The 17200-nt window shown below is 58.9% G+C and carries 18 protein-coding genes; 12 read left to right on the top strand and 6 right to left on the bottom strand.

Annotation, left to right across the window (positions count from 1 at the left end):
• Positions 1–212 precede the first annotated feature (212 nt).
• Positions 213–518 (bottom strand): DUF2288 domain-containing protein, encoded by a 306-nt coding sequence (locus ACA052_RS06145; RefSeq protein ID WP_497648845.1) that lies wholly within the window; start codon positions 516–518, stop codon positions 213–215.
• A 340-nt stretch (positions 519–858) separates the two neighbouring features.
• Between ACA052_RS06145 and ACA052_RS06140 the strand changes: the two genes are divergently transcribed.
• From ACA052_RS06140 to ACA052_RS06120, 5 genes are all read left to right on the top strand, one after another.
• A complete protein-coding gene (locus ACA052_RS06140) occupies positions 859–1986 on the top strand; it encodes a branched-chain amino acid ABC transporter substrate-binding protein (protein WP_497648844.1) in 1128 nt (375 codons plus the stop codon).
• A gap of 232 nt (positions 1987–2218) precedes the next feature.
• On the top strand, positions 2219–3142 hold the full coding sequence (gene livH, locus ACA052_RS06135) for a high-affinity branched-chain amino acid ABC transporter permease LivH (protein ID WP_123366879.1): 924 nt from the start codon (positions 2219–2221) through the stop codon (positions 3140–3142).
• Positions 3139–4395 carry a high-affinity branched-chain amino acid ABC transporter permease LivM gene (locus ACA052_RS06130; protein ID WP_497648843.1) on the top strand — a complete coding sequence of 419 codons (1257 nt, stop codon included), beginning with the start codon at positions 3139–3141 and terminating at the stop codon, positions 4393–4395. Before livH ends, ACA052_RS06130 begins: the two co-directional genes overlap by 4 nt.
• A complete protein-coding gene (gene livG / locus ACA052_RS06125) occupies positions 4392–5159 on the top strand; it encodes a high-affinity branched-chain amino acid ABC transporter ATP-binding protein LivG (protein WP_497648842.1) in 768 nt (255 codons plus the stop codon). The genes ACA052_RS06130 and livG overlap by 4 nt, the downstream gene beginning before the upstream one ends.
• Positions 5160–5861, top strand: coding sequence for an ABC transporter ATP-binding protein (locus ACA052_RS06120; RefSeq protein ID WP_497648841.1), 702 nt, complete (start codon positions 5160–5162; stop codon positions 5859–5861). It abuts the gene before it with no gap.
• Positions 5862–6055: 194 nt separating this feature from the next.
• On the opposite strand, the gene ACA052_RS06115 is transcribed toward ACA052_RS06120, so the two are convergent.
• On the bottom strand, positions 6056–6970 hold the full coding sequence (locus tag ACA052_RS06115) for a LysR family transcriptional regulator (protein WP_497648840.1): 915 nt from the start codon (positions 6968–6970) through the stop codon (positions 6056–6058).
• 102 nt (positions 6971–7072) lie between these two features.
• Here ACA052_RS06115 and ACA052_RS06110 point away from each other — a divergent pair, with 102 nt between their 5' ends.
• The 3 genes from ACA052_RS06110 (at position 7073) to ACA052_RS06100 (ending at position 10196) form a co-directional block, all read left to right on the top strand.
• Positions 7073–7672 carry a short chain dehydrogenase gene (locus ACA052_RS06110; RefSeq protein ID WP_497648839.1) on the top strand — a complete coding sequence of 200 codons (600 nt, stop codon included), beginning with the start codon at positions 7073–7075 and terminating at the stop codon, positions 7670–7672.
• A 161-nt stretch (positions 7673–7833) separates the two neighbouring features.
• Positions 7834–8487: a COG3650 family protein gene (locus tag ACA052_RS06105; RefSeq protein WP_497648838.1), complete on the top strand. Its 654-nt coding sequence runs from the start codon at positions 7834–7836 to the stop codon at positions 8485–8487.
• A gap of 95 nt (positions 8488–8582) precedes the next feature.
• A complete protein-coding gene (locus ACA052_RS06100; protein ID WP_497648837.1) occupies positions 8583–10196 on the top strand; it encodes an NAD(P)/FAD-dependent oxidoreductase in 1614 nt (537 codons plus the stop codon).
• 117 nt (positions 10197–10313) lie between these two features.
• Here ACA052_RS06100 and ACA052_RS06095 read toward each other — a convergent pair whose 3' ends face one another.
• Positions 10314–11408: a PLP-dependent cysteine synthase family protein gene (locus ACA052_RS06095; RefSeq protein WP_497648836.1), complete on the bottom strand. Its 1095-nt coding sequence runs from the start codon at positions 11406–11408 to the stop codon at positions 10314–10316.
• A 238-nt stretch (positions 11409–11646) separates the two neighbouring features.
• Here ACA052_RS06095 and nhaA point away from each other — a divergent pair, with 238 nt between their 5' ends.
• From nhaA to ACA052_RS06080, 3 genes are all read left to right on the top strand, one after another.
• Positions 11647–12834 (top strand): Na+/H+ antiporter NhaA, encoded by a 1188-nt coding sequence (nhaA, locus tag ACA052_RS06090; RefSeq protein ID WP_497648835.1) that lies wholly within the window; start codon positions 11647–11649, stop codon positions 12832–12834.
• 120 nt (positions 12835–12954) lie between these two features.
• On the top strand, positions 12955–14145 hold the full coding sequence (locus ACA052_RS06085; RefSeq protein ID WP_497648834.1) for an S-type pyocin domain-containing protein: 1191 nt from the start codon (positions 12955–12957) through the stop codon (positions 14143–14145).
• An 11-nt stretch (positions 14146–14156) separates the two neighbouring features.
• Complete coding sequence (locus tag ACA052_RS06080) at positions 14157–14408, top strand: pyocin S6 family toxin immunity protein (protein ID WP_497648833.1); 252 nt, start codon at positions 14157–14159, stop codon at positions 14406–14408.
• A 67-nt stretch (positions 14409–14475) separates the two neighbouring features.
• Here ACA052_RS06080 and ACA052_RS06075 read toward each other — a convergent pair whose 3' ends face one another.
• Positions 14476–14940, bottom strand: coding sequence for an outer membrane lipoprotein (locus tag ACA052_RS06075; protein ID WP_497648832.1), 465 nt, complete (start codon positions 14938–14940; stop codon positions 14476–14478).
• A 166-nt stretch (positions 14941–15106) separates the two neighbouring features.
• Between ACA052_RS06075 and ACA052_RS06070 the strand changes: the two genes are divergently transcribed.
• On the top strand, positions 15107–15343 hold the full coding sequence (locus ACA052_RS06070) for a hypothetical protein (RefSeq protein WP_497648831.1): 237 nt from the start codon (positions 15107–15109) through the stop codon (positions 15341–15343).
• A 5-nt stretch (positions 15344–15348) separates the two neighbouring features.
• Here the strand turns inward: ACA052_RS06070 and pdxH are convergent, their stop codons facing one another.
• Both pdxH and ACA052_RS06060 read right to left on the bottom strand, forming a co-directional pair.
• Complete coding sequence (pdxH, locus tag ACA052_RS06065) at positions 15349–15996, bottom strand: pyridoxamine 5'-phosphate oxidase (RefSeq protein ID WP_497648830.1); 648 nt, start codon at positions 15994–15996, stop codon at positions 15349–15351.
• A 24-nt stretch (positions 15997–16020) separates the two neighbouring features.
• Positions 16021–17118: an OmpA family protein gene (locus ACA052_RS06060; protein WP_497648829.1), complete on the bottom strand. Its 1098-nt coding sequence runs from the start codon at positions 17116–17118 to the stop codon at positions 16021–16023.
• Positions 17119–17200: the final 82 nt, after the last annotated feature.

Raw genomic sequence — 17200 nt, 5'->3', positions numbered from 1 at the left:
TGTAGGAGCTGCCGAAGGCTGCGATCTTTTGATCTTTTACAACATCCAGAAACAATTAAGCAGCCCAAAGCCTGCTCACAAAACTGTCCCCGTTACGTTTACGTCACCCTCGCCAAGACCCTTCTGTGGCCTTTCTCTACGGCAACATGCCATCACGCTACTCGGCTACACACTTCCCCGGCAAAAAAAGCGCACCAATAAAGTGCAGAGGCTCAGACTGCCGCCCTTTCCTGGATCAAAATCCACGGCGAAACCACCACCGCCCACAACTCTGGATCCCGTTCGAAAAGATCCAGCGCCCGTGATTCAGACAGCTTGGCGACTTTGTCGGCAGCCAGCCAGGCAGCCACTTTCTCGCCTTCATCGGTCGCCACGGCTTCAGCGGCGGCGATCAAATCCAGACCGGGGTCGACCCACAATAGGGCACCCTTGGCGAAGAACGGCTCCAGCTCTTTCCAGGTAATAGATGCGGTTTCACCAAGCAGCTTGGCATAGAGGGTGCTAGGTTCTTGAGTCATGGGTCCTGTCCGGAAAAGAAATCGACGCGAATGATAACGTTGGTGGTCTGGCAGAAAAACCCGGATGCAATTGCGTCATCGAATGAAAACAGCAGGAAAGCCAAGGATTGCTGATAATTCAGCGTGAACCCCCGCCGCAATTCTGTCTTTTTCTTTCAAAAAAGCGACACCCTCAGGTTTTGCCCCCCGGCGCTGCCTTCCCAGGCTGACAATCGGCGCTCTACACTGTACCGGTACAGTTGCCGGGGGCAATTTTCCGGGGGATATCGAATATATCTGACCCGGTTCTGTTGCTACGGCGCCAGGACTATAAAAACTACAACAGTAAGAGTGGAGCACTATGACTAAGGCTACTAAGCAGATTTCCAAACTGTTTGCCGCTATGGTTCTGGCCGGGGTTGCCAGCCATTCGTTCGCAGCTGACACCATCAAGATCGGCATCGCCGGCCCTAAGACCGGTCCTGTAGCCCAATACGGCGACATGCAGTTCAGTGGCGCCAAAATGGCCATCGAACAAATCAACGCCAAGGGCGGCGTAGACGGCAAGAAACTCGAAGCCGTTGAATACGATGACGCCTGTGATCCAAAACAAGCGGTAGCGGTCGCGAACAAGGTCGTCAACGACGGCGTCAAGTTCGTGGTTGGCCACCTGTGCTCCAGCTCCACTCAACCGGCTTCGGACATCTACGAAGACGAAGGCGTGATCATGATCACCCCGGCTGCCACCAGCCCGGACATCACCGCTCGTGGTTACAAAATGGTGTTCCGCACCATCGGCCTGGACAGCGCCCAAGGCCCTGCCGCCGGTAACTACATTGCCGATCACGTCAAACCGAAAATCGTTGCTGTCCTGCACGACAAACAGCAATACGGTGAAGGCATCGCCACCGCCGTGAAGAAAACCCTCGAAGGCAAAAACGTAAAAGTTGCCGTATTCGAAGGTATCAACGCCGGCGACAAGGATTTCTCCTCGATCATCGCCAAGCTCAAGCAAGCCAACGTCGACTTCGTCTACTACGGCGGCTACCACCCGGAGCTGGGTCTGATCCTGCGTCAAGCACAGGAAAAAGGCCTGAAAGCCAAGTTCATGGGTCCGGAAGGCGTGGGTAACGACTCCATCTCGCAGATCGCCAAGGAAGCTTCCGAAGGCCTGCTGGTGACCTTGCCGAAATCCTTCGACCAGGATCCGGCCAACGTTGCCCTGGCTGACGCGTTCAAAGCGAAGAAAGAAGACCCGAGCGGTCCGTTCGTGTTCCCGGCCTACTCGGCTGTTGAAGTCATCGCCGACGGCATCACTGCCGCCAAGAGCGAAGACCCTGCGAAAGTGGCTGCTGCCATCCACGCAGGCACTTTCAAAACCCCGACTGGCGATCTGAGCTTCGACGCCAAGGGCGACCTGAAAGACTTCAAATTCGTGGTTTACGAGTGGCACTTCGGCAAACCTAAAACTGAAGCTTCACCTCAGTAAGGCGTTGCCTGACTGACTGCCAATAAAGCCCACGGCGTGCCGTGGGCTTTGTTTTACGAACGTATAGGGCCGCGCTGGCGTGATCCGCCAGTCTCCCCACCTGAAAATCTCAAAACCGTCATCAGCGGTTCGCTGGCAAACCTCGCGTTCGAAGTGGATGCAGATCCACGGGGCTCGAGCGGGAAAATGACTCCACCAGTGAAATGCGTATCAGGTTTTTAGGAGCGCTGTAATGCCTGACATCTATCACTTTTTCCAACAGCTGGTTAATGGTCTGACCATTGGCAGCACGTATGCCCTGATCGCCATCGGCTATACGATGGTTTACGGCATCATTGGAATGATCAACTTCGCCCACGGCGAGGTGTATATGATCGGTTCCTACGTGGCGTTCATCGCCATCGCAGGCCTGTCCATGATGGGACTCGACAGCGTTCCGCTGTTGATGACCGCCGCTTTCCTCGCGACCATCGTCGTGACCAGTGCCTACGGCTACAGCATCGAACGGATTGCCTACCGCCCCTTGCGCGGCAGTAACCGTCTGATCCCGCTGATTTCCGCCATCGGCATGTCGATCTTCCTGCAGAACACGGTTCTGCTGGCGCAAGACTCCAAGGACAAATCCATCCCCAACCTGATCCCCGGCAACTTCTCCATCGGGCCAGGTGGCGCACAAGAAGTGCTGATTTCCTACATGCAAATCGTGGTGTTCGTGGTGACCCTGGTCGCCATGCTCGGCCTGACGCTGTTCATCTCCCGCTCTCGCCTGGGTCGCGCCTGCCGCGCCTGCGCCGAAGACATCAAGATGGCCAACCTGCTGGGCATCAACACCAACAACATCATCGCCCTGACCTTCGTCATCGGTGCCGCACTGGCGGCCATCGCGGCCGTTCTGCTGAGCATGCAATACGGCGTGATCAACCCGAACGCCGGTTTCCTGGTCGGCCTCAAGGCCTTCACCGCCGCAGTATTGGGTGGTATCGGCAGCATCCCCGGCGCCATGCTCGGCGGGATCGTTCTGGGGGTGGCGGAAGCCTTTGGTGCCGACATCTTCGGCGACCAGTACAAGGACGTCGTCGCGTTCGGCCTATTGGTTCTGGTGTTGTTGTTCCGGCCAACCGGCCTGTTGGGCCGTCCGGAGGTTGAAAAAGTATGACTAGGAATCTTAAACAGGCGTTGTTCAGCGCCTTGCTGGTGTGGGCCGTTGCCTACCCGGTACTCGGTCTGAAACTGACCATCGTCGGCATCAACCTCGAAGTGCATGGCACCAGTACTGCAACGCTGATCACCATCGCCGTGTGCTCGGTGCTGATGTTCCTGCGGGTGCTGTTCGACCAGCAGATCAGCGCGGCGTGGAAATCCTCGCCGAACATGCCGGTCATGCCGGCCAAGGCCAGTAACTTCCTGACCCTGCCGACCACCCAGCGCTGGATCATCATTGCGTTGATCATCGGTGCCCTGGTCTGGCCGTTCTTCGGCTCTCGCGGTGCGGTCGATATCGCCACCCTGGTGCTGATCTACGTGATGCTCGGCCTCGGCTTGAACATCGTGGTCGGCCTGGCCGGCCTGCTCGACCTCGGTTACGTCGGCTTCTATGCCGTCGGTGCCTACAGTTATGCATTGCTGTCGCATTACTACGGTCTGAGCTTCTGGATCTGCCTGCCGATCGCCGGCCTGATGGCGGCCACCTTTGGCTTCCTGCTCGGCTTCCCGGTGCTGCGTCTGCGCGGTGACTACCTGGCCATCGTGACACTCGGCTTCGGTGAAATCATTCGCCTGTTCCTGCGTAACCTGACCGATATCACTGGCGGCCCGAACGGCATCAGCAACATTCCCAAGCCAACGCTTTTCGGGCTGAGCTTCGATAAAACGGCCGCAGAGGGTATGCAGACCTTCCACGAGTATTTCGGTCTGGTCTACAACCCGGTGAACAAGGTGATTTTCCTTTACCTGATCGCGGTGTTGTTGTCGTTGTTCGCGCTGTTCGTCATCAACCGCTTGCTGCGCATGCCGTTGGGCCGTGCCTGGGAAGCGCTGCGTGAAGACGAAATCGCCTGCCGAGCGTTGGGCCTCAACCCTACGATCATCAAGCTTTCGGCGTTCACCCTCGGTGCGTGCTTCGCCGGTTTCGCCGGTAGCTTCTTCGCTGCGCGTCAGGGTCTGGTGACACCCGAGTCCTTCACCTTCATCGAGTCGGCGACCATCCTCGCCATCGTGGTGCTCGGTGGCATGGGCTCGCAACTGGGCGTCGTGCTCGCCGCCACGGTGATGATCCTGTTGCCGGAAATGATGCGTGAGTTCAGTGAATACCGCATGTTGATGTTCGGCGCCTTGATGGTGCTGATGATGATCTGGCGTCCTCAAGGCCTGCTGCCCATGCAACGTCCTCACATGGAGCTGCGCAAATGAGCCGCGAGATCCTTAAAGTCGAAAATCTGAGCATGCGCTTCGGCGGCTTGCTGGCGGTCAACGGCGTGGCCCTGACCGTGCATGAAAAACAGGTCGTGGCGCTGATCGGCCCTAACGGCGCCGGCAAGACCACCGTGTTCAACTGCCTGACCGGCTTCTACAAGCCGAGTGGCGGCAGCATCCTGCTCGATGGCCAGGCGATTGAAGGCTTGCCCGGCCACGAGATCGCCCGCAAAGGCGTGGTGCGCACCTTCCAGAACGTGCGGTTGTTCAAGGACATGACCGCGGTCGAGAACCTCTTGATCGCGCAACATCGTCACCTGAACACCAATTTCCTGGCCGGTTTGTTCAAGACCCCGGCGTTCCGCAAAAGCGAACGCGAGGCCATGGAGTTCGCCGAGTACTGGCTGGACAAGGTCAACCTCAAGGCGTTCGCCAACCGTCCAGCCGGCACCCTGGCCTACGGTCAGCAACGTCGCCTGGAAATCGCTCGCTGCATGATGACTCGTCCGCGGATCCTCATGCTCGACGAACCGGCTGCCGGCCTGAACCCGAAGGAAACCGAAGACCTCAAGGCGCTGATCAGCGTGCTGCGTGAAGAGCACGACGTCACGGTGCTGTTGATCGAACACGACATGAAGCTGGTCATGAGCATTTCCGACCACATCGTCGTGATCAACCAGGGCACGCCCCTGGCCAACGGCACGCCGGAACAGATCCGCGACAATCCTGAAGTGATCAAAGCCTACCTGGGGGAAGCGTAAATGCTGCAATTCGAAAACGTTTCCACCTTCTACGGCAAGATCCAGGCCTTGCACGGCGTGAACGTGGAGATCCGCCAAGGCGAAATCGTCACGCTGATCGGTGCCAACGGCGCAGGCAAATCCACCCTGCTGATGACGCTTTGCGGTTCGCCGCAGGCCCACAGCGGCAGCATCAAGTACATGGGTGAAGAACTCGTGGGGCAAACCTCGGCGCAGATCATGCGCAAGAGCATTGCCGTGGTGCCGGAAGGTCGTCGGGTGTTCGCCCGTCTGACCGTGGAAGAAAACCTCGCCATGGGCGGGTTCTTCACCGACAAGGGCGACTATCAGGAACAGATGGACAAGGTTCTCGGACTTTTCCCACGCCTGAAAGAACGTTTCGCCCAGCGCGGCGGCACCATGTCCGGCGGCGAACAGCAGATGCTCGCCATCGGCCGTGCGCTGATGAGCAAACCCAAGCTGCTGCTGCTCGACGAGCCGTCACTGGGTCTGGCGCCGATCATCATCCAGCAGATCTTCGATATCATCGAACAACTGCGCAAGGACGGTGTGACGGTGTTCCTGGTCGAGCAGAACGCCAATCAGGCGCTGAAAATTGCCGACCGCGCGTACGTTCTGGAGAACGGCCGGGTGGTGATGCAAGGCACCGGTGAAGCGCTGCTGACCGATCCGAAAGTGCGTGATGCGTACCTCGGTGGTTAAGCCTTTGCGGTAAACAACAAACGGCCTTCGGGCCGTTTTTTTATCCCTGCCTCAAAACAATGCAGATCCCCTGTAGGAGCTGCCGCAGGCTGCGATCTTTTGATCTTGATGTTTTCAAGACCGCTGAAGATTAAGAGCCAGATCAAAAGATCGCAGCCTGCGGCAGCTCCTACAGGGATTGGCGTTGGCAACTGTTATCGTTGAAGCCGATCCAGCGCCTCACCACTGCGCTTGAACCAGTCGATCAGATAGTCCGCCAGCACTTGAGTGCGTTTCGGTAAACCGCCCTGATACGGATGCACCAGGTACATCGGCATCCTCCGGGTCTGATAATCGCGCAGGAGCCAGCGCAAACGTCCATCAGCCAATTCCGCTTGCAGCAAGTAGGATGGCAATCGCGCAATGCCGGCGCCAGCCAGCGCGGCTTTCTTCAGCAGGCTGTAGTGGTTGCTGGCGAACGGTCCCGATACCCGCACCCGCAGCAACTCGTGTTGCTGGTGATAGAGCCACTCTTCGCGACCGCTGTAGTGACTATTGAGCAGGCAGCGGTGTTCGGCGAGGGATTGCGGCGTCGACGGTTCGCCATAGTGTTGAAGGTAGGCCGCACTGGCGCAGGTCATTTCGTGCCAGGCCAGTAGCGGCCGGGCCACCAGGCGCTCGTCGTTGCCCACCTCGGAGCGAACCGCCAGGTCAAACCCGTCGCGGGACAAGTCCCGGAAGTTATTGCTCAGGTCCAGTTCGATCTGCACGTCGGGGTACTTGCTGGAAAACTCCAGCAACAAGCCATCGAAGAAGGTTTCCCCCAACGAAACCGGAACCGTCATACGCACAGGCCCGACCATGTCGTCCTTCAACCGCGCCAATGCCTGACGCGCCCTCTCGACTTGTACTACCAACGCCTGGGCTTGCGGCAACAGCGCAGCACCCGCCGCCGTCAGACTCAAGCGGCGGGTTGTACGTTGCAACAGGACCACAGAAAACCGTGTTTCCAGCAGACTAATGCGCTTGGATAACTGGCCCTTGCTGCAGCCCAGTTGCTGCGCCGCCAAGGTGAAACTCCCGGCTTCGATCAACACCGCAAACGCCGCCAGATCATCCATCTCGCTCATGGACTGTTTCCATTTGAAAACCAAAGGTTGCCTATTAGTGCGCTTATTAATGGAAAAAACCACTCTAGACTGAGATCTCTTTCAACTCACCCGAGGATCACCATGAAAATTCTTTTGATAGGCGCAGGCGGCACCATCGGTTCGGCGGTCGACAAGGAGCTGTCCGAACGTCACGAAGTCATCCGCATCGGCCGAACCAGCGGTGATTTCCATGTGGATATCAGCGACAGCGCCTCGATTCGCAAATTGTTTGAACAAACCGGCAAGTTCGACGCATTGGTCTGCGCCGCCGGCAACGTAACGTTTGCGCCGTTGAGCGAGATGACTGAAGAAAGCTTCGCCCTGGGCCTGAAAGACAAGTTGATGGGTCAGGTCAACCTGCTGCTGATCGGCCGCGAATTCGCCAACGACGGCGCGTCGTTCACCTTCACCACCGGCGTGCTCAGCCACGACCCGATCCGCAGCGGCGCTTCGGCAGCGCTGGTCAACGGTGCCCTCGACAGCTTCGTTCGTTCGGCAGCCATCGAACTGCCGCGCGGGCTGCGCGTCAATTCAGTGAGCCCTAACGTGCTGGTCGAAGCCATGGGCAGCTACGCGCCGTACTTCCGCGGTTACAAACCGGTTCCGGCAGCCGACGTGGCACTGGCCTACGCCAAAAGCGTAGAAGGCCTGCAAACCGGCCAAACCTTCCACGTCGGCTGAGCCCCCTGTAGGAGCTGCCGCAGGCTGCGATCTTTTGATCTTATCAATCAACCTCAAAAGATCGCAGCCTGCGGCAGCGCCTACACAATGCAAGTTCAATGTGGGGTTGTGATGAACGGTCAGGCTGAGTAACGTGGCGGCACTTGTCTGGAGAGCCAAAGATGCGTGTTGCCCGTTCCTTAGTCCTTGTCGCCCTGCTTCCCCTGTTCGCAGCCTGCCAGTTGCTCGACGGCCCGCGTGAAAGCGCCAGCCACGTCGGCCAGACCCGCCTGCAAGGCCAGTTGACGGCGGCCGACGGCAAACTGCTGTTCCAGCCGTGCAACGAACAACGCAGCTACGTGGTCAACGACACGGGCGGCACCAGCGTTCTGCAGGAGGCCTCGAGCCTTGCCGATAAGAAAGGCCAGTTGTTCGCCGATGTGCGTGGGCGGATTGTCGACAGTCGCCTCGATCTGGAGCAGTTGTACCGTGTCGAGCGCTCGGGCACCGCGTGCGACGACCCGAACTTCAAATTGCTGATCCTGCGCGCGGCCGGTCACTCGCCCGAGTGGAACATCAAGGTCAGCGGCAAAGGCCTGGTTATCGATCGCGCCGGCCAGCCACCGTTGGCCGTGCCATACGTTGAAGAGCAACTGGGCGACGGCCGTTTCAATCTCAGCACGGAAGCCAATAACCAGCACATTGAACTGTGGGTCGCGCCACAACGCTGCGTCGACAGCAGCACCGGCAGCGTTCAGCACCTGAGCGCCGAACTGCGCATCGATGGCCAGGTTCAGCGTGGCTGCGGGTATTTCGGCGGATCACGCAGCGACTGATCGTTTTAGCCTCACTGGAATCATCCGTTGAGGCTTATAATCGCGGGCTTCAAACGCCTTGGCGCAGTTGTGCGCCCCGCGAACCGGATCCTGTCATGTTACGAATCACCGAACTCAAGCTGCCGATCGACCATCCCGATGAAGACCTGCGCCCTGCCATCGTGCAGCGCCTGGGCATCGCCAGTGATGACCTGCTCGATTACACCTTGTTCAAGCGCAGCTACGATGCGCGCAAAAAGTCCTCCGAACTGTGCTTCATCTACACCATCGACCTCACCGCCAAGGATGAGGCGGCGTTGCTGCACAAATTCGCCGATGACCGTAACGTCAACGTGGCGCCGGATGTCAGCTACAAAGTGGTCGGCCAGGCGCCGACCGATCTGGAGCAACGTCCTGTCGTCGTCGGCTTCGGGCCTTGCGGGATTTTCGCCGGGCTGTTGCTGGCGCAAATGGGCTTCAAGCCGATCATCCTCGAGCGCGGCACCGAAGTTCGCCAACGCACCAAGGACACCTGGGGCCTGTGGCGTAAAGGCGTGCTCAACCCCGAGTCCAACGTGCAGTTCGGTGAAGGCGGCGCGGGGACATTCTCCGACGGCAAGCTCTATAGCCAGATCAAGGACCCGAAATTCATCGGCCGCAAAGTCCTGCATGAGTTCGTCAAGGCGGGCGCGCCGGAAGAAATTCTCTACGTCAGCAAACCGCACATCGGTACATTCCGCCTGACCGGCGTTGTGGAAAACATGCGTGAGCAGATTCGCGCCTTGGGCGGCGAAGTACGCTTCCAGCAGCGCGTCACCGACGTGTTGATCGAGGACGGCCAACTGGTCGGCGTCGAACTCGATGGCGGCGAACAGATTCATTCGAAACACGTGATTCTGGCCCTCGGCCACAGCGCCCGTGACACCTTCCGCATGCTCCACGGCCGTGGCGTATTCATGGAAGCCAAGCCGTTCTCGGTCGGCTTCCGCATTGAACACCCGCAGTCGCTGATCGACCGCGCACGCCTGGGCAAGTACGCCGGCCACCCGAAACTCGGGGCCGCCGACTATAAGCTGGTGCACCACGCCAAGAACGGTCGCTCGGTCTACAGCTTCTGCATGTGCCCGGGCGGCACCGTGGTGGCGGCGACTTCCGAGCCGGGCCGTGTGGTCACCAACGGCATGAGCCAATACTCGCGCAACGAGCGCAATGCCAACTCCGGGATCGTCGTCGGGATTACCCCGGAAGTCGATTATCCGGGAGGCCCGCTGGCCGGTATCGAGTTGCAGGAACGCCTGGAATCCCACGCCTTTGTGCTGGGCGGCAGCAACTACGAAGCACCGGCGCAGTTGGTTGGCGATTTCATTGCCGGCAAGCCATCCACTGAGTTGGGCAGCGTTGAACCGTCCTACAAGCCGGGTGTCGCATTGGGTGATCTGGCGCTGGCCTTGCCGGCGTTTGCCATCGAAGCCATTCGCGAAGCGTTGCCGGCGTTCGAGAAGCAGATTCGCGGTTACTCGCTGCACGATGCGGTGTTGACCGGGATCGAAACCCGCACGTCATCGCCGCTGCGGATTACCCGTGACGAATCGATGCAGAGCCTGAACGTGAAAGGCTTGTTCCCGGCCGGTGAAGGCGCGGGTTATGCGGGCGGGATTCTCTCGGCGGGTGTTGACGGGATTCGCATCGCGGAAGCCGTGGCGCGCGACATCCTCGGCCTGCAAGCCTGATACAACGCTAATGTGGGAGCGGGCTTGCTCGCGAAGGCGGCATATCAGTCAACTTATCTGTTGAATGCCGTACCGCTTTCGCGAGCAAGCCCGCTCCCACATGTGATCTATGGTGTGTCAGATATTGGCGCGCAACACGGTGGCTGGCAGCGGCTCCCCACGCTCGACACTCGCCGCCACGATATCCATCAACCCACTCAACTCATACCCTTGAGTCTTGAGCCAATCCTGATCGTAATAACTGGTCTCATACCGCTCGCCGCCATCACACAGAATCGCCACGATCGACCCCGACTCCCCCGCCGCCGCCATCTGCCCGGCCGCCATCAAGGCGCCAATCAGATTGGTCCCGCTTGACCCGCCGACCCGACGTCCCAAATGCTCCGCCAGGTAATGCATGGCCGCCAGAGACAGCGCGTCCGGGACCTTGACCATCGCATCGATCACCTTGGGCAGGAACGACGCTTCCACCCGTGGCCGGCCAATGCCTTCGATTCGCGAACCGTGATCCAGGCGCAAGCTGGCATCGCCGGTCTGGTAGTAATCAAAGAACACCGAACGCTCGGCATCGGCGCACAGCACGCGGGTGCAATGCTGGCGATAGCGCACGTAGCGACCGAGCGTCGCGGTGGTGCCGCCGGTGCCAGGGCTGGAGATCAGCCAACTTGGTTCCGGGTGTTTTTCGAAACGCATCTGATGGAAGATCGATTCGGCAATGTTGTTGTTCGCTCGCCAGTCGGTAGCGCGTTCGGCGTAGGTGAACTGGTCGATGAAATGGCCGTCGTGCTCCCGGGCCAAACGCTCGGATTCGGCGTAGATCTGCGTCGGGTCGTCGACCAGATGACTGTTGCCACCATAGAAAGCGATCTGCGCAGTCTTCTCTTTCGAGGTGGTGGCCGGCATCACCGCAATGAACGGCAAGCCGAGCAAACAGGCGAAGTACGCCTCGGAAATCGCCGTCGAACCGCTGGACGCTTCAATCACCGGCGCACCGGGTTTGAGCCAGCCATTACACAAAGCGTAAAGGAACAGCGAGCGCGCCAAGCGGTGTTTGAGGCTGCCGGTGGGATGGCTGGACTCATCCTTGAAATACAATTCGATGCCCGGAAAACCCGGCAGCGGCAAAGGAATCAGGTGAGTGTCAGCGCTGCGCTGGAAGTCGGCCTCGATGATCCGGATGGCTTCACGGGCCCACTGTCGGTTGTCGCTCATGGTGGTGATCTCGTTGAGTTGGCCTTGTCGCAAGGCTCAGCCCACAAGCTTAGGAAAAATCCTACATCGCGCACAGGTACAGCTGGGCTTCAATACGTCTGGCAACTGCTAGGCTCAGAGTCGTGCCGACCCTGTGCGCTGTAACGGCATATAACAAAAAAGAATATAACTTTTGTTTTAACAACTAACGGTACGGGTTAGGGTGTGCCACCTTTTGATTAATCGATGGAGAGCGACCTTGCCTCTGCGTAGCACTTTCACGCGTTTCTTTCAGTTGGAAGCCGCCAGCGGTCTGTTATTGATCGCCGCCGCAGCCCTGGCCTTGATCATCAATAACTCGCCGCTGTCGTGGCTTTACAGCAGCTTCCTCGAGACCCCGGTGGTGGCGCAGATCGGTGCGCTGCAAATCGCCAAACCGGCACTGCTGTGGATCAACGATGGCCTGATGGCGCTGTTCTTCCTGCTGATCGGTCTGGAAGTGAAGCGCGAAGTCCTCGACGGTCAGCTGTCAAAACCTTCGCAGGTGGTCCTGCCCGGTGCAGCGGCGATTGGCGGCATGGTCGTGCCCGCGCTGGTCTACTGGTTTTTCAACCGGGATAACCCCGCAGCCCTTGATGGCTGGGCCATCCCGATGGCCACCGACATCGCTTTCGCCCTCGGCGTACTCGCGCTGCTGGGCAAGCGCGTGCCGGTGTCGCTGAAGCTGTTCCTGATGACCCTCGCGATCATCGATGACCTCGGCGCCATCATCGTCATTGCGATCTTCTATTCAGGCACGCTCTCGACACTTTCGCTGGCGTTGGCCGGGGCCTGCATCGTCGCATTGATCGCAATGAACCGGCTCGGCGTGGTCAAGCTCGGGCCGTACATGATCATCGGTTTGATCCTGTGGGTCTGCGTACTCAAGAGCGGTGTTCACGCGACACTGGCCGGTGTCACCCTGGCGTTCTGCATTCCTCTGCGCACCAAGAATGCCGAACCGTCGCCATTGCTGACACTGGAGCACGCGCTGCACCCGTGGGTGGCCTATGGCATCCTGCCGCTGTTCGCCTTCGCCAACGCCGGCCTGTCCCTGAGCGGCGTTACCGTCGACAGCTTCACCCACCACGTACCGATGGGCATCGCGGTGGGCCTGCTGTTGGGCAAAACCCTCGGCGTGTTCGGCCTGACCTGGCTGGCGGTGAAAATCGGCATCGCCACCCTCCCCCAAAACGCCAATTGGGGCCAGGTACTGGGCGTGGCGATCCTCTGCGGCATCGGCTTCACCATGAGCCTGTTCGTCGGCTCCCTGGCCTTTGAACCGGGCGTCAGTGACTACGCGGGGATGGACCGCATGGGGATTTTGACCGGGTCGATTCTGGCGGCGCTGATTGGTTATGCGGTGACGGCGATGGCGAGTCGCAAGAGTGCCGCGCTGCAATCCTGAATAATACGGAACACTCTTAGAGACATTCCGGATTCGTCCTACAGCCACGATCAGCCACGTTCGTTAACGTCGCACAGCTCCTTTTAGAGAGCTGTCGACGTACGAACGCAAGGAAGATCCGTGGCTGGCAACAAGGAAGTCCCCAGGGTAAAAAACCCGCCATCAGGTGACGGTCATCACGTCACTCATCGCTACATGACCGCCACCGAGCTGGCTGCGCGGGACGCCCGGCAAAACACTTACGACGCCATGCTCGCGAGGCAGCAGGCCTTCGAGGACAGTCTTCAAGTCCTGACAGAAAGGCAAACGTCCACTCGCGCCGGATGCGTCTTCGCCAAGTCCTGCAAGCTGCCGGACGCCATCATCGATTACTCGAATCCCTCGGGGATGGTGCCGACCGACAGCCTCAAGGATTACGGGGAAGTTGCTTGGCTGGGGGCTCGTGAAGCCGACGATGGCGGGTTGCTGAATCTCGAAACTATCAGCGGCACGACCGTTTCGCTTGGCCTCAGTCGTCTTGCCTTGCGCTTTCCGGCGCTCGCCATACCGGCCGCAGCACTCGGCGCTACCGGCACAACGGTATTGGCCGGCCTGGCCGCGATATTCTGGGTACCCAGCCTAGGCGACAGCGCGCTATACACCGAAGACCAACTGCGAACACTCAAACAGGCCCGCACTCGAGTTCGCCTGAGCGTCGAGCAACAGGCTGACGGCAGTCTCAAGGGCTACGGCTTCTACACCGGCAAGAACCGCGATTGGGAAATGGTTGATGTCGTGCAGTTCGCCTTGCGCGGCAATCAGCAGGTGGCTGACCTCGGTGACGGTATAGAACTGATCTGGACGCCGGCTGAGGATGGTTCCGACATCCTCGGGATTCCTAAGCTGGAGGCTGCCCCACAAGCGCCGCATATTTGGGTTTATCCGCCGACGAAAGCGGCGGATAGCATCATTGTGAATCCGGTTTATCCGCCTGAGTACAAGGATTTCATTCTTGTGTTTCCGGCGGGGTCGTTGGTGAAGCCGGTTTACGTAGTGATGAGCATGCCGGGGGATCATAAGTACTACGATGATCCTGAAACTCTCCCAGGCTTCCCTGATGCATTCCCCGTAAAACCGAAGGTTTCAGTTCGAGGTGGAGGTAAAAAACGAGCCCGGTGGCTAGACCGCAGAGGCCGTATATATGAGTGGGACTCCAAAAGCGGTGCCGTAGAGCTTTACGATAAATTCGGAGTGCATTTGGGCGAATTCAATCACGTAACCGGCGAGCGAACTAAAAAGGCAAAGCTTGGTAGAAAAACCTCAAGAAACTGAAGAGAAAAATTATGCGCTATCTATCCATCACCGGTTTTTACCCTGATGAAAAACAAGACAATTCATTGCAGTTCCAACTGACCATCAAAAACTATGAGATGAACCAGGCATTGGCTCAATTGACTGAGTCAAAAAAACTGGAAGAAATAGAGCCTGGAGAGCTGGAACTGACAGGTACTCAAATCCTACAGGTTGCCGAACTATTAGAAATCTACTTACCCGAGGGGTTGGAATATTTCATAGGCCCCCGCGCCGCGCCGTGACAGTCCTTAACAAACAAAAACCCCGACCAGTCGCCTGATCGGGGTTTTCTTTTGCCCGTTATCCCGCTTAGTGCGAAACGCGGCTCGTGCCACCAACAGTAGAAATCCGAACCCGCTCCCCCACGCGGAACACTTCGTTTTCCTGAACCTGTTGCACGTAGGCGCGCATGCTGCCGTCGTCTTCGCGGACGGTGATTTCCACGCCTTGGGTACGGGTCAGGCCTTCTTCGGTGGCCGAACCGAGCAGGCCGCCAGCGACGGCGCCGATGACCGCGGCAACGATGCTGCCTTTACCGCCGCCGATGGCGCTACCGCCGACACCACCGACGACTGCGCCAGCCGCGCCGCCGATTGGGGTCTTGGTGCCTTCGATCTTGACCGGACGCAGGGATTCGATGGTGCCCATGCGAACGGTCTGTACCCGACGCGCTTCGTCACGGGAGTACGAGTCACCGGTCAGGCTCGATTGGCAGCCGGTGAGCAACATCGCCATCGTGGAAAAGGAAGCAACCAGCAGAACAGACTTACGCATAGCATCAACTCCAAAGGACAGGTGTTCATTAAACTCCGCAGCTTGACGCGTGTCACGGCATCGCCCGGATAAAGTTGTTTTGATTCAGGCCCGGTACAGGCGCCTCCACGAACCGCACACAGTAACTGCAAACATTGCAATCTGCGTCGGCTGCATAAGGATTTTCATGGATTATTTCATCATTGTCGTCACCACTGTCGCCGGTTTGTACTTCCACGGATGGCTGTACGTACGGATCAAACGCTGGATGGACCGCGATCTGGCGTTAGCCCTGGCCGGTGGAGACGAGCATAAAAAAGCCTTCATGCTCCAACAGTTGGCGAACGCTCAAGCGCAGAAAATCAAGCGTCGGGACCTGTCGCAGTGGCTGGAGGCCGCTGCAGCAGGCTATCCCGGTCGGTAGACTGCTTAGGGTGCCAGACGTTCAAGAATCCAGTCGGCGCCCTGCAAACGGTAGTTGAGGCGGTCGTGCAGACGGCTCGAACGGCCCTGCCAGAACTCGACACGCTCAGGTATCAGACGGTAACCGCCCCAGTGCTCCGGGCAGTGAGGCTGGGTATCACTGAAGCGTTGCTCGGTGTTCTTGAGCAGCGCTTCGAGCTCACCACGATCGGCGATCACCCGGCTTTGCGGCGACGCCCAGGCTCCGAGTCGGCTGCCCAGAGGCCGGACCTGGTAATACGCATCGGATTCCTCGGGGGTGACCTTTGCGACCCGCCCTTCGATGCGTACCTGACGCTCCAGGGCTGGCCAGAAAAAAGTCATGGCTGCGAACGGATTCGCGGCCAGGTGTTGTCCCTTGGCGCTGTCGTAATTGGTGAAGAACGTGAAGCCCTGCTGATCCAGGCCCTTGAGCAGCAGAATGCGGCAATGCGGGCGACCGTCCTGATCGACAGTGGCCAAGGTCATGGCGTTGGCCTCCACCGGCGCCTGTTCGGTTTTCACCGCGTCGGCAAACCACTGATGGAACAGCGCGAAAGGCTCGGCCGGGGCTTGTGCCTCGGTCAAGCCGTCCCGAGTGTAATCGCGACGCATATCTGCCAGGGCCTTGGTCATGGCGCATTCCTTCTGGTTAACAAATCACTTCTTTGTGGTGGTGGTGTCGGCGGCGACGACAGGTTTCTTCGCGTCGGCAACGGCTTTGGCCGGAGCAACCTTTTTCGCCGGAGTCGCAGCTTTAGCGGGCGCTTTCTTGGCAGCGGCTTTCGTGGCCGGGGCTTTTTTCGCGGCAGGTACATCTGCTTTTTTCGCGGCTGGGGTCGGCGTAACAGGTGCGACCACGGGCTTGACGTCCTGCGCCGCGACCAGGCGCACTGGCGCAGGGGCTGGCATGTTGTACTTGCTCAGCAACGCGACCATGGTGTTTTGCGGGGTCACCAGCAGTTCGACGCGACGGTTCAACGCTCGGCCTTCAACACTGTCGTTGGCTGCACGCGGTGCTTCGCCACCCATGCCGCGCAGCATCAGGCGATCACGCTGCAAACCGCTGAGGCGGAAGATCGCAGCTACGGCTTGAGCGCGTTCCTGACTCAGTTTCACGTTGGCCGGTGCGGCGCCCGAGGTATCGCTGTGACCGAGGACCAGCACGGCGGTTTTCGGGTCAACTTCAAGGATTTTCGCAACGCGAGTGAACGGGCCGAGCGTCACCGGCAGCAGCATGGCCGGACGATCAGGGTTGAACGAGCCTTCTACCGGCGCGATAACCACCAAGACGTTTTCACGGCGCTCGATTTTCAGGTTGCTGTCCTTGATCGCCTCGCGCAGGCGCGGCTCGTAATCATCGAGCCAGGCCTGGGTCACTTTTGGATCGGGCATCGGTACGGCTTTGGCGGCGGGTTGTTCTTTACCACCAAACGGCCAGTACCACTTGCTACCGGTATCGGCATCAGTCTTGGCCACTTCGACAGGTTTGGCTTCAGGTTTTACTTCTGGTTTTTTGTCGAGCACTTCATCCGAACCGAATGGCCAGTACCAATGGCTTGAGCTTTCGGCCTTGGCCACCGGTGAAGTCGCGGCAGGCTTCAACGGTGCGGGAGCGGGAGCCGGGTCTTTCGCTGCGACTTTGTCGGAGGAGCCGAACGGCCACCAGCTGCCACCATCGGCATCATTTTTTGGAGTTTGCGCGCAACCGGTAATAGCGAAGCACAGTGCCAAAGCGAGGGTTGGTTTGGTTGACATTGGATATCCACAAAAAATGAAGAAATGAAAAAAATCAGGCCGGACAGGCCCGCATAAACAGACGCTTTGAATCCGAAAAGGC

The organism is Pseudomonas sp. LBUM1644, assembly GCF_059716195.1.
This window is presented reverse-complemented; position numbering and strand designations above follow the sequence as displayed.

Bases quoted from the DNA above. Each gene is read 5' to 3' on its own strand.
- ACA052_RS06145 (WP_497648845.1), bottom strand. From the start codon at position 518: ATGACTCAAGAACCTAGCACCCTCTATGCCAAGCTGCTTGGTGAAACC.
- ACA052_RS06140 (WP_497648844.1), top strand. From the start codon at position 859: ATGACTAAGGCTACTAAGCAGATTTCCAAACTGTTTGCCGCTATGGTT.
- livH (WP_123366879.1), top strand. From the start codon at position 2,219: ATGCCTGACATCTATCACTTTTTCCAACAGCTGGTTAATGGTCTGACC.
- ACA052_RS06130 (WP_497648843.1), top strand. From the start codon at position 3,139: ATGACTAGGAATCTTAAACAGGCGTTGTTCAGCGCCTTGCTGGTGTGG.
- livG (WP_497648842.1), top strand. From the start codon at position 4,392: ATGAGCCGCGAGATCCTTAAAGTCGAAAATCTGAGCATGCGCTTCGGC.
- ACA052_RS06120 (WP_497648841.1), top strand. From the start codon at position 5,160: ATGCTGCAATTCGAAAACGTTTCCACCTTCTACGGCAAGATCCAGGCC.
- ACA052_RS06115 (WP_497648840.1), bottom strand. From the start codon at position 6,970: ATGAGCGAGATGGATGATCTGGCGGCGTTTGCGGTGTTGATCGAAGCC.
- ACA052_RS06110 (WP_497648839.1), top strand. From the start codon at position 7,073: ATGAAAATTCTTTTGATAGGCGCAGGCGGCACCATCGGTTCGGCGGTC.
- ACA052_RS06105 (WP_497648838.1), top strand. From the start codon at position 7,834: ATGCGTGTTGCCCGTTCCTTAGTCCTTGTCGCCCTGCTTCCCCTGTTC.
- ACA052_RS06100 (WP_497648837.1), top strand. From the start codon at position 8,583: ATGTTACGAATCACCGAACTCAAGCTGCCGATCGACCATCCCGATGAA.
- ACA052_RS06095 (WP_497648836.1), bottom strand. From the start codon at position 11,408: ATGAGCGACAACCGACAGTGGGCCCGTGAAGCCATCCGGATCATCGAG.
- ACA052_RS06080 (WP_497648833.1), top strand. From the start codon at position 14,157: ATGCGCTATCTATCCATCACCGGTTTTTACCCTGATGAAAAACAAGAC.
- ACA052_RS06075 (WP_497648832.1), bottom strand. From the start codon at position 14,940: ATGCGTAAGTCTGTTCTGCTGGTTGCTTCCTTTTCCACGATGGCGATG.
- ACA052_RS06070 (WP_497648831.1), top strand. From the start codon at position 15,107: ATGGATTATTTCATCATTGTCGTCACCACTGTCGCCGGTTTGTACTTC.
- pdxH (WP_497648830.1), bottom strand. From the start codon at position 15,996: ATGACCAAGGCCCTGGCAGATATGCGTCGCGATTACACTCGGGACGGC.
- ACA052_RS06060 (WP_497648829.1), bottom strand. From the start codon at position 17,118: ATGTCAACCAAACCAACCCTCGCTTTGGCACTGTGCTTCGCTATTACC.